This window comes from Pseudomonas sp. Irchel 3H9, assembly GCF_900187495.1.
In the GTDB taxonomy this organism is placed as follows: domain Bacteria; phylum Pseudomonadota; class Gammaproteobacteria; order Pseudomonadales; family Pseudomonadaceae; genus Aquipseudomonas; species Aquipseudomonas sivasensis.
Genome location: NZ_FYDK01000004.1, coordinates 39,128 through 53,826, shown reverse-complemented (window position 1 = coordinate 53,826; position 14,699 = coordinate 39,128). Strand labels below are relative to the sequence as shown.

Sequence of the window (14,699 nt, the reverse complement as noted above, 5' to 3'; positions counted from 1 at the left end):
GCAAGCCCCCTCCCACACTTTGACCTCATTCCAATCCTGGGATCGTCAGTCTTCAGCGACGTTCGATTGGCACGAACTTGCGCTGTTCGACGCCGGTGTACTCGGCGCTTGGACGGATGATGCGGTTGTTGGCGCGTTGCTCGAATACGTGGGCTGCCCAGCCGGTAAGGCGCGAGCAGACGAAAATCGGCGTGAACAGCTTGGTCGGAATGCCCATGAAGTGATACGCCGAGGCATGGTAGAAGTCGGCATTAGGGAAGAGTTTTTTCTGTTCCCACATGGTCTTGTCGATGGCTTCGGAGACAGGGAACAGCACGGTGTCGCCCACTTCGTCAGCGAGTTTTTTCGACCAGCCCTTGATCACTTCATTACGCGGGTCGTTGTCTTTGTAGATCGCGTGGCCGAAGCCCATGATCTTGTCTTTGCGCGCCAGCATGCCGAGGGTGCCTTCGACAGCCTCCTCTGCCGAACCGAAACGCTCGATCATTTCCATCGCCGCTTCGTTGGCGCCGCCATGCAGCGGACCGCGCAGGGAGCCAATGGCGGCAGTGACGCAGGAGTAGAGATCGGACAGGGTCGAGGCACACACGCGAGCGGTGAAGGTCGACGCGTTGAATTCGTGCTCGGCGTAAAGGATCAGCGAGACGTTCATGACCTTCTCATGCAGCTCGCTCGGTTTCTCGCCGTGCAGCAGGTGCAGGAAATGACCACCGATACTCGGCTCGTCGGTCACGCAGTCGATGCGCTTACCGTCGTGGCTGAAGCGGTACCAGTAACACATGATTGCCGGGAAGGCGGCGAGCAAGCGGTCGGTGACATCGCGCTGCACGCTGAAGTCTTTTTCCGGCTCGATGTTGCCCAGGAACGAACAACCGGTGCGCATCACGTCCATCGGATGGGCGTCGGCGGGGATGCGTTCCAGCACTTCCTTGAGCGCTTGCGGCAGGTCGCGCAGCTTGCTCAGCTTCTGGCTGTACGCAGCCAGTTCGGCTTTGGTCGGCAATTCGCCGTACAGCAGCAGGTAGGCGACTTCCTCAAACTGCGCATCGGCAGCAAGTTCGCGAACATCGTAGCCGCGGTAGGTCAGGCCGGCACCGGCCTGGCCCACGGTGGACAGTGCAGTTTGCCCGGCGACCTGGCCACGCAGGCCGGCGCCACTCAGTACTTTTGCTTCAGCCATGGTTTTTCTCCAATTTTGTCGTTATTCAGGGAGACGTGTTCGTCACTTCTTCGCGGCGAACAGCGCGTCGAGCTTCTGCTCGAAGGTGTGGTAGTCGATGCGATCGTAAAGCTCCATGCGGGTTTGCATGGTGTCGATCACGTTCTGTTGGGTGCCGTCGCGACGGATCGCGGTGTAAACGTTCTCGGCGGCCTTGTTCATGGCGCGAAAGGCCGAGAGCGGATACAGCACGATGGAAACATCAGCAGATTTCAACTGTTCGGTGGTGTACAGCGGCGTCGCGCCAAATTCGGTGATGTTGGCCAGGATCGGCGCTTTCACACGGGCGGCGAACAGTTTGTACATCTCCAGTTCAGTGATGGCTTCCGGGAACACCATGTCGGCGCCGGCTTCGATGCAGGCGGCGGCGCGTTCCAGGGCGGACTCCAACCCTTCGACGGCCAAGGCATCGGTACGCGCCATGATCACGAAGCTGTCATCGGTGCGCGCATCCACGGCAGCCTTGATGCGGTCGACCATTTCCTGCTGGGACACGATTTCTTTATTCGGACGATGGCCGCAGCGCTTGGCGCCGACCTGGTCTTCGATATGAATCGCGGCGGCGCCGAACTTGATCATCGATTTGACGGTGCGCGCGACGTTGAACGCCGAGGAGCCAAAACCGGTGTCCACGTCCACCAACAGCGGCAGGTCGCAGACGTCGGTGATACGGCGCACGTCGGTGAGCACGTCATCCAGGCCAGTGATGCCCAGGTCGGGCACGCCCAGGGAACCGGCCGCCACGCCCCCGCCTGACAGGTAGATCGCCTTGAAGCCAGCGCGCTTGGCCAGCAGCGCGTGGTTGGCGTTGATTGCGCCGACGACCTGCAACGGCTGTTCACTGGCGACTGCGTCACGGAAACGCTGGCCGGGTGTGCTTTTATTGTTCGAACTCATGACTCACCTCTATCAGGGGCGCCGTCCGGGAAGTGACGGGCAATGTTGCGTTTGGACGCGCCGATATGACGGCGCATCAGCAGTTCGGCCAGTTCACCGTCGCGATCGGCAATCGCGTCAAGAATGCGGTGATGCTCGGCAAAAGCCTGGCGTGGACGATTGGGGGTGGTGGAGAACTGAATGCGGTACATGCGCACCAACTGGTACAGCTCGCCGCAGAGCATTTGGGTCAGGGTGCGGTTACCGGCGCCTTGAATTATCCGGTAATGAAAGTCGAAGTCGCCTTCTTGCTGGTAGTAGCCGACGCCGGCCTGGAACGCAGCATCCCGTTCGTGGGTGTGCAGCACTTGGCGCAGCTCTTCGATTTCGGCGTCGGTCATGCGCTCGGCGGCCAGGCGGCAGGCCATGCCTTCCAGAGATTCGCGGATTTCATAGAGTTCGATCAGCTCGGCGTGGCTCAGGGACACGACCCGCGCGCCCACATGGGGCACGCGAACCAGCAGGCGCTGGCCTTCCAGGCGGTGGATCGCCTCACGCAACGGGCCACGGCTGATGCCGTAGGTGCGGGCCAGTTCCGGTTCGGAGATCTTGCTGCCGGGGGCGATCTCGCCTTTGACGATGGCGGCCTGGATGCGCCGGAAAACGTTCTCCGACATCGTTTGGGATTCGTCCGACACGACTATCGGAGCTTCAGGCTGAACCAGCATATTGTCGACACCTTGAAAAGCAATGCCGCAAAAACTAGCCAATCAGACCTCGATAGTCAAAGAATAAATACACATTGTCGACAATCGTCTAATAACCCTTGTTGCACGCGCTCGGAGCATGGCCGCCTGCCAGCGGTGGCGCCAAAAAAGCATCATGTTAGAATGCCGCCGCATTTGCCTGACATCGCTTGATGAAACGGCGCACGAGGGAGTTTGCGCAGCAATGCCAGTCGCCTTGAATTGAACATCGCACTGCACCGCCTCAGGATCTATGAGACTCAAGCCCTTCCCCCTGTTTTGCCTACTGTTCATCCCCGGCCTTGGCGTTGCCGCCGAGAAGACCGTGTATGGCCTCAATGAATACGCCCAATTGGCTGGCATCGACCTTGAAGTGGCCGCCAAGCTGGACACCGGCGCCAAGACCGCCTCCCTCAGCGCCCGTGATATCAAGCGCTTCAAGCGCAACGGCGAATCCTGGGTGCGCTTCTACCTGGCCATCGACACCGCCCATTCCCACCCCATCGAACGGCCCCTGGCCCGCGTCAGCAAGATCAAGCGCCGCGCCGGTGACTACGACCCCGATGAGGACAAGAACTACACCGCCCGTCCAGTGATAGCCCTGGATATCTGCATGGGCACCGCTTTACGCAGCATCGAAGTGAACTTGACTGACCGCAGCGCATTCCAATATCCGCTGCTGATCGGCTCCGAAGCGTTGAAACGCTTTGATGCGCTGGTCGACCCCAGTCTTAAATACGCAGCAGGCAAACCCGCCTGCGCCACCGACGCTCATACCGCCGAGTAAACCGAATGCGCTCTCTTACCCTGCACCTGAAAATCCTGATCGCCATCCTGGTGGTGCTGGGTATTTCGGTCACCGCCTACCAGATCTTCGTGCTGGGCATTCCTGTCACTGAGGACGCGACCGACGATTTGTGGAACATCGACGCCAAGGTCGAGTTCGTCGCCAATCCGAAGGACCCGGTGAAGATCCAGATGTTCGTGCCGCCCCTGAGCCGCGATTTCGTCAGCCTTAATGAGAGCTTTATCTCGAACAACTATGGGGTGAGCGTCAATCGTATTGATGGCAACCGTAAGGTCACCTGGTCGGCACGCCGCGCCAACGGCAACCAGACCCTGTATTACCGCCTGGTGCTGACCAAGCGTTACAGCGGTGAAAAAACCAAGATCAAAGGCCCAACGTTCCGCGACAGCATCGCGGTGGAAGGCCCGGAAAAAATCGCCGCCGAAGCCCTGCTGGCGCCGATCCGCCAGCATTCGGCCGACGTCGAAACCTTCATTACCGAAGCCATCAAGCGCACCAACAACCTCAACGACGACAATGTGAAGCTGTTGCTGGCCGGCGACCCGTCCACGCCGCACAAGGCCAAGATCGTCGAGTTGCTGCTGTCCATCGCCCACGTGCCGGTGGAAAAGGTCCACACCATCCGCCTGGTCGCCGACCAGCCGCAAACGCCCGAACTCTGGCTGCGCAGCTTTAATGGCAATGACTGGCTCTACTTCAACCCGGAAACCGGCGAACAGGGCCTGCCCAGCGACCGCTTGCTGTGGTGGACCGGCGATGAAAACCTGATCACGGTCGACGGCGGCAAGAAAGCCATGGTGACGTTCAGCCTGAACAACAGCGAAATGAACGCGATTCGCCTGGCCAAGCTGACGGATGAAAACACCGACGCCAACTTCCTCGAATACTCGCTGTACGGCCTGCCACTGCAAACCCAGCAGACGTTCATGATCATGGTGATGATCCCGATTGGCGTGCTGGTGATTCTGATCCTGCGCAACCTGATCGGCCTGCAGACCCTGGGCACGTTCACGCCAGTGCTGATTGCCCTCGCGTTCCGCGAGACGCAATTGGGCTTCGGAATCGTGCTTTTCACCATTATTACGGCACTGGGGCTGTCACTCAGGTCGTACCTGGAACACTTGAAGCTGCAAATGTTGCCGAGGCTGTCGGTGGTGCTGACCTTCGTGGTGGTGCTGATCGCGGCCATCAGTCTGTTCAGCCATAAACTGGGGCTGGAGCGCGGGCTGTCGGTGGCATTGTTCCCGATGGTGATCCTGACCATGACCATCGAACGCCTGTCGATCACCTGGGAAGAACGCGGTGCCAACCATGCGTTGAAAGTGGCGATTGGTACGTTGTTCGCTGCCTCCCTGGCGCACTTGATTATGAGCGTGCCGGAGTTGGTGTACTTCGTGTTCACCTTCCCTGCGATCCTCCTGATCCTGGTGGGCTTCATGCTGGCCATGGGTCGTTATCGCGGCTACCGCCTGACCGAGCTGGTGCGTTTCAAGGCGTTCTTGAAGGCTGATAAGTAATGTTCGGTTTCTGGAAGACCTGGAAAGCCCTGGAAGCGCGGGGAATCATGGGCATCAACCGGCGTAACGCCGATTACGTGCTCAAGTACAACAAGCGCAGCCTGTACCCGATCGTGGATGACAAGATCATCACCAAGGAACGGGCGATCGCGGCGGGTATCCACGTGCCGGAAATGTATGGAGTGATCTCCACCGAGAAGGAAATCGACAAGCTCGATGAAATTATCGGTGGGCGCAGCGACTTCGTGATCAAGCCGGCCCAGGGCGCCGGCGGTGACGGCATTCTCGTGGTGGCCGACCGTTTTGAAGGGCGCTACCGCACGGTGTCCGGCAAGATCATCAGCCATGAAGAGATCGAGCATCAGATTTCCAGCATCCTCACAGGCCTGTATTCCCTGGGCGGCCACCGTGACCGCGCGCTGATCGAGTACCGTGTGGTACCCGACCAGATCTTCAAGAGCATCAGCTACGAAGGCGTGCCGGATATCCGCATCATCGTGCTGATGGGCTACCCGGTGATGGCCATGCTGCGGTTGCCGACCCGCCAGTCCGGCGGCAAGGCCAACCTGCACCAGGGCGCGATTGGCGTCGGTGTGGACCTTGCCACCGGCCTGACCCTGCGCGGTACCTGGCTGAACAACATCATCACCAAACACCCCGACACCACTAACGCGGTGGATGGCGTGCAACTGCCCAACTGGGACGGTTTCATGAAGCTGGCCGCCGGCTGCTATGAGCTATGCGGGCTGGGCTACATCGGTGTGGACATGGTGCTGGACCAGGAAAAAGGCCCGCTGATCCTGGAGCTCAATGCGCGGCCAGGGCTGAACATCCAGATCGCCAACGATTGCGGCCTGACCTTGCGCACCCACGCGGTAGAAGCACGACTGGAAGCACTCAAAGCCGCCGGTGTGACGGAAACCCCGGAAGAGCGGGTGAAGTTTGTGCAGGAAATGTTTGGGCATATTCCCCCTCTGGAAGGCTGATCCGGTCTTCGAACTGTCTATCGCCGACATCCCCTCTAGGAGCAAATCCTACAGGGGACTACAATTCCCTCCCCCGCGCCTTGGCTGATCCACCCTCGCATGTCGACCTGTTCAGTACACCCACTGCCCTATCGGGCCAACCCCGCCGAGTATTTTGCGGCGATTCGCCATGCACCCGGCGCGGTCCTGCTCGACAGCGGCCGACCTGCTGCCGAACGCGGTCGTTATGACCTGCTCAGCGCCTGGCCCGAGGCGACTCTTGCAGTGGATCCTGACGAAAGCGGCAGCAACTTCCTGCGGCGATTACGGAAAAACCTTTCACAGTTGGGTGAAGCGAAATTGCCCGACGGCTATGAGTTGCCGTTTGCCGGTGGCTTGATCGGCTACCTGAGCTACGACTTTGGCCGGCATTTGGAACAGTTGCCGCACTTGGCGGTGGATGATTTGCACCTGCCGGATGCGCGTTTTGGACTGTATGCCTGGGCGCTGATCAGCGACCACTTGGCACAGACCAGCCAACTGGTGTTTCACCCGGCGCTGGCCGATAGCGAACGGCAGCGACTGATCACGCTGTTCAGCGGTGACGCCGCCACCGCCCCTGCAACCTTCAAATTGCAGGGCCCCATGGCGCCGGATCTCAGCGTCGAGGCTTACCAGCAGGCCATTGAGCGCATCCAGGATTACATCCAGGCCGGCGACTGCTACCAGGTCAACTTCGCCCAACGTTTTCGTGCGCCGTGCAGCGGTGATCCTTGGGTCGCCTATTGCGCCTTGCGCGAAGCCTGCCCGACGCCCTTCTCCGGATTCCAGAGCCTGCCCAATGACGGCGCGGTATTGAGCCTGTCACCGGAGCGTTTCGTGCGCGTCAGCGAGCGCCAGGTCGAAACCCGCCCGATCAAAGGCACTCGCCCACGCGGTGTCACGCCTGAAGAAGACGCCGTCCACGCCACGGAACTGCTGGCCAGCCCCAAGGATCGCGCCGAAAACCTGATGATCGTCGACCTGCTGCGCAACGACCTGGGGCGCAGTTGCCGCACCGGCTCGGTGAGCGTGCCGGAGTTGTTCAGCCTGGAAAGCTACCCCAACGTGCACCACCTGGTGAGCAGCGTCACCGGCACACTGGCCGACGACAAAGACGCCCTCGACCTGATCGCCGGCAGCTTCCCTGGTGGGTCCATCACCGGCGCGCCGAAGATTCGCGCCATGCAGATCATCGACGAACTGGAACCCACCCGACGCGGCTTGTACTGCGGTTCGCTGGTGTACCTGGACGTACGCGGCGAGATGGACAGCTCCATCGCCATTCGCAGCTTATTGGTCAAGGATGGGCAAGTGTGCTGCTGGGGCGGTGGCGGGATTGTCGCGGATTCGCAGTGGGAGGCCGAGTATCAGGAGTCGCTGACGAAGGTGCGGGTTTTGCTGCAAACGCTGGAAGGGTTGTAGCAGGTAGACCTCTTGTGGCGAGGGAGCTTGCTCGCGTTGGACTGCGCAGCAGTCCCATTCCGGGGGCAAGCCCGCTCGCCACAATCCGCTTTAGAGGCTCAGCGACCGATTCGACGCCTTGATGAACTCTTTCTTCAAATCCTCAAACGTATGCACCGCCGGGAATTGCGGGAACTCGCGAATCACATTCTCCGGCGCATGGAACAGAATCCCACGGTCGGCCTCGCCCAACATGGTGGTGTCGTTGTAGGAGTCGCCAGCGGCGATCACGCGGTAGTAAAGAGTCTTGAACGCCAATACCGACTGGCGCTTGGGGTCTTTCTGGCGCAGTTGGTAGCTCACCACCCTGTCGGATTCATCGGTGATGAGGCGGTGGCACAGCAGAGTCGGGAAACCCAGTTGGCGCATAAGCGGCTGGGAAAATTCGTAGAAGGTGTCGGACAGGATCACCACCTGAAAACGCTCGCGCAGCCAGTTGACGAACTCGATGGCGCCGTCCAAAGGCTTGAGCGTGGCGATCACTGCCTGGATATCGGCGAGCTTGAGCCCGTGCTCGTCGAGAATGCGCAGGCGCTGCTGCATCAGCACGTCGTAGTCAGGAATGTCCCGGGTGGTGGCCCGTAGCGATTCAATACCGGTTTTTTCGGCGAAGGCGATCCAGATTTCCGGTACCAGTACCCCTTCCAGGTCGAGACAGGCAATTTCCACAAGACACTCCTATTGGATGTTGTTAGTTGAGCGAGCAAAAGGACTGCCGAACTCTAGCGATTCAAGCTCGCCGCCGCAACGCGGAGCGGATTTTGATACCATCGCTCCCCTATAGAGCGCTCAGCGCCACTGACCTGTAGGAACCGTCCTGATGAACCAAGCCTTCGACGTCGCTGAACTCGCCGCGACTTACGCCAACAAATCCGCCCAGGACATTCTCAAGCTGGCGTTCAGCCAGTTCGGCGATGACCTGTGGATCTCCTTCAGCGGCGCCGAGGACGTGGTGCTGGTGGACATGGCCTGGAAGCTGAACAAGAACGTCAAGGTGTTCAGCCTCGACACCGGCCGTCTGCACCCGGAGACCTACCGGTTTATCGAGCAGGTGCGCGACTTCTACAAGATCGACATCGAACTGATTTCGCCGGACCAGAGCAAGCTGGAGCCCTTCGTCAAGGAGAAAGGTCTGTTCAGCTTCTATAAGGATGGTCATGGCGAATGCTGCGGCGTGCGCAAGATCGAGCCGCTGCGCCGCAAGCTGTCGGGCGTGAGTGCCTGGGCCACCGGCCAACGCCGTGACCAGAGCCCTGGCACCCGCAGCCAAGTGGCGGCGCTGGAGATCGACACCGCCTTCTCTACCCCGGAACGCACCCTATACAAATTCAACCCGCTGGCGCAGATGAGCAGCGAAGAGATCTGGGGCTATATCCGCATGCTGGAGCTGCCGTACAACAGCTTGCATGAGCGCGGTTTTATCAGCATCGGGTGTGAGCCATGCACCCGGCCTGTGCTGCCGAACCAGCATGAGCGAGAGGGTCGTTGGTGGTGGGAAGAAGCCACGCAGAAAGAATGCGGGCTGCACGCCGGGAATATCATCAGCAAGGCCTAAGGGCTGACGCGGTTAGAAAATGTGGGAGGGGGCTTGCCCCCGATAGCGGTTTTCCAGTCAAACATAGATTGACTGACAGGCCGCTATCGGGGGCAAGCCCCCTCCCACATTTGTCTTGGGTTGAGTGTTGGAGATGTACACATACATGTAACCATCGGTGCCATTTATGTGTGCAATTCTTATTCGGCCGCACCATAACGTAACACCTCTACCCTCCCCTCGATTGGCCTGGCGAATCGCATACTGGCAACCCAAAAATAAATAGCTGTTCAGTCGGTCAATTTATATCTCTTTAAATTCAGCTATTTATTTAACCAACCTATAAAAACGAAATTACCCAGGACTTTCATAGATCCAAAACTGGCACGCATGTGGCTTAAGGTGAATTGCGCTTTGTATACAATAAATACAAAACCTACATACACTTTGCCATCTGCCTCTTCCCGGCAGATATGCTGGAGCCTGCCGGAATGCGTACAAGCCTCTCGAACAATATCGCACTGGATCTGCCCTCCTCCGCCCTGAACCCGGACGCCGCATGCCCCGGCCCGTTAGTGCTCAGCCCACGCCTGCACAATAAAGACCTGGCGCCGACCAAGATCGAAGGCCGTCGATGGGGGCGCTACAGCATCTTTGCGTTGTGGACCAATGACGTGCACAACATCGCCAACTATTCGTTCGCCATTGGCTTATATGCACTGGGCCTCGGCGGCTGGCAGATCCTGTTATCCCTGGGGATCGGTGCGGCGCTGGTGTACTTCTTCATGAACTTGTCGGGGTATATGGGGCAAAAGACCGGCGTACCGTTCCCGGTCATCAGCCGTATCAGTTTTGGCATTCACGGCGCACAGATTCCCGCGTTGATCCGTGCGGTCATTGCGATTGCCTGGTTTGGTATCCAGACCTACCTGGCCTCGGTGGTTTTCCGCGTGCTGCTGACGGCAATTCATCCAGGGTTTGCCGACTATGACCACAACTCAATCCTCGGCCTGTCATCCCTTGGCTGGGCGTGTTTTGTGGCGATATGGTTCGTACAACTGGTGATCCTGGCCTACGGCATGGAGATGGTACGGCGCTATGAAGGCTTCGCCGGGCCGGTGATTTTGCTGACTGTGGCGTCGCTGGCCGGTTGGATGTACTTCCAGGCCGGCGGCAACATTGCCTGGTCGATCCGCGAACCGCTGAGCGGTGGCGAGATGTGGCGCAATATCTTTGCCGGCGGCGCGCTATGGCTGGCGATCTACGGCACGCTGATCCTCAACTTCTGCGACTTTGCACGCTCTTCGCCGTGCCGCAAGACCATCCTGGTCGGCAACTTCTGGGGCTTGCCCGTGAACATCCTGGTGTTTGCCGCAATCACCGTGCTGCTCTGCGGCGGACAATTCCAACTCAATGGCCGGGTGATCGAAAGCCCGACCGAAATCATCGCGGCCATCCCCAATACCTTCTTCCTTGTGCTGGGCTGCCTGGCGTTCCTGATCGTCACCGTGGCGGTGAACATCATGGCCAACTTCGTTGCGCCTGCCTTTGTGCTGAGCAACCTGGCGCCCAAGTACCTGAACTTCCGCCGTGCGGGTCTGATCAGCGCCACCGTGGCTGTATTGATTCTGCCGTGGAACCTCTACAACAGCCCGCTGGTGATCGTGTATTTCCTCTCTGGCCTCGGCGCACTGCTAGGGCCGTTGTACGGGGTGATCATGGTCGACTACTGGCTGATCCGTAAAAGCCAGGTGGACGTACCCCAGCTGTATAGCGAAAACCCGAATGGCGTTTATTACTACAGCCGTGGGGTGAATATGCGTGCAGTGGCGGCGTTTATTCCTGCGGCCATCATCGCCATCCTGCTGGCGCTGTTGCCGGGATTTGCCAGCGTCTCACCGTTTTCCTGGTTGTTTGGCGCCGGTATTGCAGGGTTGCTGTACCTGCTGATCGCCAAGCGCCAGCCGTTCTACGCCGATGTCAGCGGCGAAAGCATTGCCGTCGATAACGTCAGTCACTGAGTAAGGACCTTCCATGCGTATCCTCGTGGTCAACGTCAACACCACCGAATCCATCACTGAAACCATCGCCCAGCAAGCGCGGGCCGTGGCCTCGCCGGGCACTGAGATTGTCGGACTTACCCCGTACTTCGGCGCGGAATCGGTTGAAGGCAATTTTGAGAGCTACCTGGCCGCCATCGCCGTGATGGACCGGGTAATGGCTTACGACCAACCGTTCGATGCGGTGATCCAGGCCGGCTACGGCGAACACGGCCGGGAAGGTTTGCAGGAGTTATTGAATGTGCCGGTGGTGGATATCACCGAGGCGGCGGCCAGCACGGCGATGTTCCTGGGCCATGCCTATTCGGTGGTGACCACCCTGGACCGCACCGTGCCGCTGATCGAAGACCGCCTGAAACTTGCCGGCCTGTACCAGCGCTGCGCTTCAGTTCGGGCCAGTGGCATGGCGGTTTTGGAGCTGGAAGAAGACCCGTTGGCTGCGATGGAAGCCATCGTGCGCCAGGCGGAACTGGCCATCCGCGAGGACAAGGCCGAAGTGATTTGCCTGGGTTGCGGCGGCATGGCCGGGCTGGATGAGCAGATTCGCCAGCGCACCGGGGTGCCGGTGGTGGATGGCGTGACGGCGGCGGTGACCATCGCCGAATCCTTGGTACGGCTGGGGTTGTCGACGTCGAAGATCCGGACTTACGCGACGCCTCGGCCGAAGAAGGTCATTGGCTGGCCGACCCGGTTCGGCCGCTGAAAATCAAATGTGGGAGCAAGCCACCTCCCACATTTCGAGCTGCGTCTGGTTTTAGATTGCGCTGAACCTTTGCCCCAGTTTTTTTTCGGCAAACTGCTCAATGATGAAGTCCACAAACGCCCGGGTCTTGCCGGGCAGCAGTTTGTGCTCGGCGTAGTAGATGGAAATATTGCCGTCGTCGACGTACCAGTCGGGCAATACCCTTACCACCTCGCCGCTGTCGAAGAACGGCACGGCCATGGGCATGCTCACCAGCGCAATTCCCAAGCCTTGAGCGCTGGCGCGGCAGGCGGCTTCGGAGTCGCTCATGGTCATGCCGGGTTTGAGCACCAGCGGGCGGCATTCACGTTCGACACTGGTCAACTGCCAGGAACGGATACGCCCGGTTTGCGGTGAGCGGATCAGGATACCTTTGCACCGCGACAAGTCTTCAGGCTCGCGCACCGGTGGGCGTTGCGCCAGGTAACCCGGTGAAGCCACCAGCACCCGGTGCGCGGGCGTCAACTTGCGCGCCACCACGCCTTGGGGCAGTTCAAAACCGCCGCCAATCGCGGCATCAAAGCCTTGGCCGATCAGGTCCACCTGGCGGTTATCAAAATGCCAGTCCGGGCTGATATCCGGGAAACGCCGCATAAACTCCCCCAGCAGCGGGACCACATAGCGATTGCCGAACACCGTGCCCATGCTGACCTTGAGCGTACCCACCGGTCGCCCTTCGGCGCTGGCCAGGTTGGCGACGGCGTTCTGGATAGTGGTAAGGCTGGCGCTGACCTCTTCTAGAAACAGCTTGCCGGCTTCAGTCAGCGTGAGGCGCCGAGTGCTGCGCTGGAAGAGCCGCACACCGAGGCGCGCTTCCAGCTTGGCGACGCTTTTACCGACCGCCGCCGGGGTCAGGCTCAAGTGCCGCGCCGCTTCGGCAAAGCTGCCACCTTCGGCGCTGCGCACGAAGCATTCGATACTTCCAAAGCTTTCCATCACAGCCCACTCTAAACTTTTGGTTTACACAGACTATAGCAATCACGGTCTACCGGTAGGGCTGGGTGAAGTCGATACTCGGCTCCAACAACAAGGCAGCCTGCCTTGAACAGCCAGGAGATCGACATGACCACACTCAACCTCAGCGGCAAAGTCGCCTTGATTCAAGGCGGTTCCCGCGGTATCGGCGCCGCCATCGTCAAGCGCCTCGCCGCCCAAGGCGCAGCGGTCGCCTTTACCTATGTCAGCTCGGCCGCCAAGGCAGAAGAGTTGCAGAACAGCGTAATCAGCGCCGGCGGCAAAGCCCTGGCGATTCACGCCGACAGCGCCGATGCCACTGCGATCCGCAACGCGGTCAATACCACCGTGGAAGCCTTTGGCCGCCTGGACATCCTGGTGAATAACGCTGGCGTGCTGGCCATCGCACCGCTGGAAGACTTCAAGCTGGAAGACTTCGACCAGACCTTGGCGATCAACGTGCGCAGCGTGTTTATCGCTACCCAGGAAGCCGCCAAGCATATGGGTGAAGGTGGTCGGGTGATCAACATCGGCAGCACCAATGCCGAACGCATGCCCTTTGGCGGAGGTGGCCCGTACGCGATGAGCAAAGCGGCGCTGGTGGGCCTGACCAAGGGGTTGGCGCGGGATCTGGGACCGAGGGGCATCACCATCAATAATGTGCAGCCTGGGCCGGTGGACACCGATATGAACCCGGCAAACAGTGATTTTGCCGAGAGCCTGATCGGGTTAATGGCGGTGGGGCGTTACGGGCATGTAGAAGAGATTGCCAGTTTCGTGGCCTATCTGGCCGGACCGGAAGCGGGGTATATCACCGGTGCCAGCCTGACCATTGATGGTGGGTTCAGCGCCTGATTTTCTGAATCCCTGCAAAACCAAATTTTCTGAATCCCTGCAAAAACAAATGTGGGAGGGGGCTTGCCCCCGATGGCAGAGTGTCAGCCAGCTCAATGGTGACTGACACTCTGCCATCGGGGGGGGGAAAACCCCCTCCCACATTTTTTACCGAGTAAGGTCAGGAGATTGGCGGCAAGCCATAGGCCGCCAGGTCAAAGTCCGCAAGCTTGCGGATGATCTGGTCGGCATGCTGGTACTTGCTGTCGGCCATGGCTTCGTCGGGCACGGCGATGGCGGTCATATGGGCGGCCTTCGCAGCCGTTACACCAAAGGGCGAATCCTCGAACACCAGGCAATCCTCAGGGGCAACGCCCAGGCGGCGTGCAGCGGTGAGGAAAATATCCGGCGCGGGTTTCGCGGCGCCAACTTCGGGGTCATCTGCGGTAACGATGGTCCCAAACAGGCTAAACCACTCGCGGTGCAACGTGGTTTTGTGGCCAAACGAATTGCGCGACGAACTGGTGCCCACGGCAATCGGAATGTTGTGTGCCTTCAAGTGCCGAACCAGCGCCTCGGCACCGGGCATGCCCAGGGCCTTTGGAAAGCGCTCGCTCATCAACGGTTCGCGAATTTCCAGAAACTGCGCCGGTGTGATCGGCAAGTCCAGTGCCTTGACCACGTAATCGGCCAGGTCCTGGGCGCCACGGCCAATAATATGCTGCTTGATCCCCCAATCATAAGTACGACCGTAGCGCTCGGCGATGATCTGCGTGACTTCGGTGTAGATGCCTTCTGTATCGAGCAACAACCCGTCCATATCGAAAATCACAGCCTTGATCGGGGCAACGGTACGTGGCGAATTCATCACAACAGATCCTTGGGAGGAAGGACTAAAAGGATTCAGCACAATAACGGTCCCGCTTACCTGCGGGCAACCC

14 protein-coding genes are annotated in these 14,699 nt (G+C 59.6%); 8 read left to right on the top strand and 6 right to left on the bottom strand.

Annotation, left to right across the window (positions count from 1 at the left end; genetic code table 11):
• Positions 1 to 52: 52 nt before the first annotated feature.
• The 3 genes from prpC to CKW32_RS15500 are packed head-to-tail and all read right to left on the bottom strand — an operon-like array spanning position 53 to position 2,823.
• Positions 53 to 1,180, bottom strand: coding sequence for a 2-methylcitrate synthase (gene prpC, locus CKW32_RS15510; protein ID WP_032887571.1), 1,128 nt, complete (start codon positions 1,178 to 1,180; stop codon positions 53 to 55).
• Between the two features lie 42 nt (positions 1,181 to 1,222).
• Positions 1,223 to 2,116, bottom strand: coding sequence for a methylisocitrate lyase (gene prpB / locus CKW32_RS15505; protein WP_015885362.1), 894 nt, complete (start codon positions 2,114 to 2,116; stop codon positions 1,223 to 1,225).
• Positions 2,113 to 2,823 (bottom strand): GntR family transcriptional regulator, encoded by a 711-nt coding sequence (locus CKW32_RS15500; protein ID WP_032887568.1) that lies wholly within the window; start codon positions 2,821 to 2,823, stop codon positions 2,113 to 2,115. The genes prpB and CKW32_RS15500 overlap by 4 nt, the downstream gene beginning before the upstream one ends.
• Before the next feature lie 271 nt (positions 2,824 to 3,094).
• Here CKW32_RS15500 and CKW32_RS15495 point away from each other — a divergent pair, with 271 nt between their 5' ends.
• The 4 genes from CKW32_RS15495 (at position 3,095) to pabB (ending at position 7,595) form a co-directional block, all read left to right on the top strand.
• The gene (locus CKW32_RS15495; RefSeq protein ID WP_095185340.1) at positions 3,095 to 3,628 is read left to right on the top strand and encodes an ATP-dependent zinc protease; all 534 of its coding nucleotides are present in this window, start codon (positions 3,095 to 3,097) and stop codon (positions 3,626 to 3,628) included.
• Between the two features lie 5 nt (positions 3,629 to 3,633).
• Positions 3,634 to 5,166, top strand: coding sequence for an inactive transglutaminase family protein (locus CKW32_RS15490; protein ID WP_032887564.1), 1,533 nt, complete (start codon positions 3,634 to 3,636; stop codon positions 5,164 to 5,166).
• Positions 5,166 to 6,152, top strand: coding sequence for an alpha-L-glutamate ligase-like protein (locus CKW32_RS15485; RefSeq protein WP_095185339.1), 987 nt, complete (start codon positions 5,166 to 5,168; stop codon positions 6,150 to 6,152). Before CKW32_RS15490 ends, CKW32_RS15485 begins: the two co-directional genes overlap by 1 nt.
• 99 nt (positions 6,153 to 6,251) lie before the next feature.
• Positions 6,252 to 7,595, top strand: a complete 1,344-nt coding sequence (gene pabB / locus CKW32_RS15480) for an aminodeoxychorismate synthase component I (protein ID WP_095185338.1) — start codon at positions 6,252 to 6,254, stop codon at positions 7,593 to 7,595.
• Positions 7,596 to 7,685: 90 nt separating this feature from the next.
• Here pabB and thrH read toward each other — a convergent pair whose 3' ends face one another.
• Complete coding sequence (gene thrH, locus CKW32_RS15475; protein WP_032887558.1) at positions 7,686 to 8,303, bottom strand: bifunctional phosphoserine phosphatase/homoserine phosphotransferase ThrH; 618 nt, start codon at positions 8,301 to 8,303, stop codon at positions 7,686 to 7,688.
• 151 nt (positions 8,304 to 8,454) lie between these two features.
• Here thrH and CKW32_RS15470 point away from each other — a divergent pair, with 151 nt between their 5' ends.
• The 3 genes from CKW32_RS15470 (at position 8,455) to CKW32_RS15460 (ending at position 11,931) form a co-directional block, all read left to right on the top strand.
• Complete coding sequence (locus CKW32_RS15470) at positions 8,455 to 9,189, top strand: phosphoadenylyl-sulfate reductase (RefSeq protein WP_032887556.1); 735 nt, start codon at positions 8,455 to 8,457, stop codon at positions 9,187 to 9,189.
• A 470-nt stretch (positions 9,190 to 9,659) separates the two neighbouring features.
• Entirely contained in the window at positions 9,660 to 11,189 is a 1,530-nt protein-coding gene (locus tag CKW32_RS15465; RefSeq protein WP_095185337.1) for an NCS1 family nucleobase:cation symporter-1, read from the top strand.
• 13 nt (positions 11,190 to 11,202) lie between these two features.
• A complete protein-coding gene (locus CKW32_RS15460; RefSeq protein WP_032887552.1) occupies positions 11,203 to 11,931 on the top strand; it encodes an aspartate/glutamate racemase family protein in 729 nt (242 codons plus the stop codon).
• Between the two features lie 51 nt (positions 11,932 to 11,982).
• On the opposite strand, the gene CKW32_RS15455 is transcribed toward CKW32_RS15460, so the two are convergent.
• Positions 11,983 to 12,906 (bottom strand): LysR family transcriptional regulator, encoded by a 924-nt coding sequence (locus CKW32_RS15455; RefSeq protein ID WP_095185336.1) that lies wholly within the window; start codon positions 12,904 to 12,906, stop codon positions 11,983 to 11,985.
• A 126-nt stretch (positions 12,907 to 13,032) separates the two neighbouring features.
• Between CKW32_RS15455 and CKW32_RS15450 the strand changes: the two genes are divergently transcribed.
• Positions 13,033 to 13,779 (top strand): 3-oxoacyl-ACP reductase family protein, encoded by a 747-nt coding sequence (locus CKW32_RS15450; RefSeq protein ID WP_032887548.1) that lies wholly within the window; start codon positions 13,033 to 13,035, stop codon positions 13,777 to 13,779.
• 160 nt (positions 13,780 to 13,939) lie between these two features.
• Here the strand turns inward: CKW32_RS15450 and CKW32_RS15445 are convergent, their stop codons facing one another.
• A complete protein-coding gene (locus CKW32_RS15445; protein WP_095185335.1) occupies positions 13,940 to 14,626 on the bottom strand; it encodes an HAD-IA family hydrolase in 687 nt (228 codons plus the stop codon).
• Positions 14,627 to 14,699: the final 73 nt, after the last annotated feature.

Coding starts and splice junctions, on each gene's coding strand:
- prpC (WP_032887571.1), bottom strand. CDS start 1,180: ATGGCTGAAGCAAAAGTACTGAGTGGCGCCGGCCTGCGTGGCCAGGTC.
- prpB (WP_015885362.1), bottom strand. CDS start 2,116: ATGAGTTCGAACAATAAAAGCACACCCGGCCAGCGTTTCCGTGACGCA.
- CKW32_RS15455 (WP_095185336.1), bottom strand. CDS start 12,906: ATGGAAAGCTTTGGAAGTATCGAATGCTTCGTGCGCAGCGCCGAAGGT.
- CKW32_RS15445 (WP_095185335.1), bottom strand. CDS start 14,626: ATGAATTCGCCACGTACCGTTGCCCCGATCAAGGCTGTGATTTTCGAT.
- CKW32_RS15460 (WP_032887552.1), top strand. CDS start 11,203: ATGCGTATCCTCGTGGTCAACGTCAACACCACCGAATCCATCACTGAA.
- CKW32_RS15500 (WP_032887568.1), bottom strand. CDS start 2,823: ATGCTGGTTCAGCCTGAAGCTCCGATAGTCGTGTCGGACGAATCCCAA.
- CKW32_RS15495 (WP_095185340.1), top strand. CDS start 3,095: ATGAGACTCAAGCCCTTCCCCCTGTTTTGCCTACTGTTCATCCCCGGC.
- CKW32_RS15465 (WP_095185337.1), top strand. CDS start 9,660: ATGCGTACAAGCCTCTCGAACAATATCGCACTGGATCTGCCCTCCTCC.
- CKW32_RS15450 (WP_032887548.1), top strand. CDS start 13,033: ATGACCACACTCAACCTCAGCGGCAAAGTCGCCTTGATTCAAGGCGGT.
- CKW32_RS15485 (WP_095185339.1), top strand. CDS start 5,166: ATGTTCGGTTTCTGGAAGACCTGGAAAGCCCTGGAAGCGCGGGGAATC.
- CKW32_RS15490 (WP_032887564.1), top strand. CDS start 3,634: ATGCGCTCTCTTACCCTGCACCTGAAAATCCTGATCGCCATCCTGGTG.
- CKW32_RS15470 (WP_032887556.1), top strand. CDS start 8,455: ATGAACCAAGCCTTCGACGTCGCTGAACTCGCCGCGACTTACGCCAAC.
- pabB (WP_095185338.1), top strand. CDS start 6,252: ATGTCGACCTGTTCAGTACACCCACTGCCCTATCGGGCCAACCCCGCC.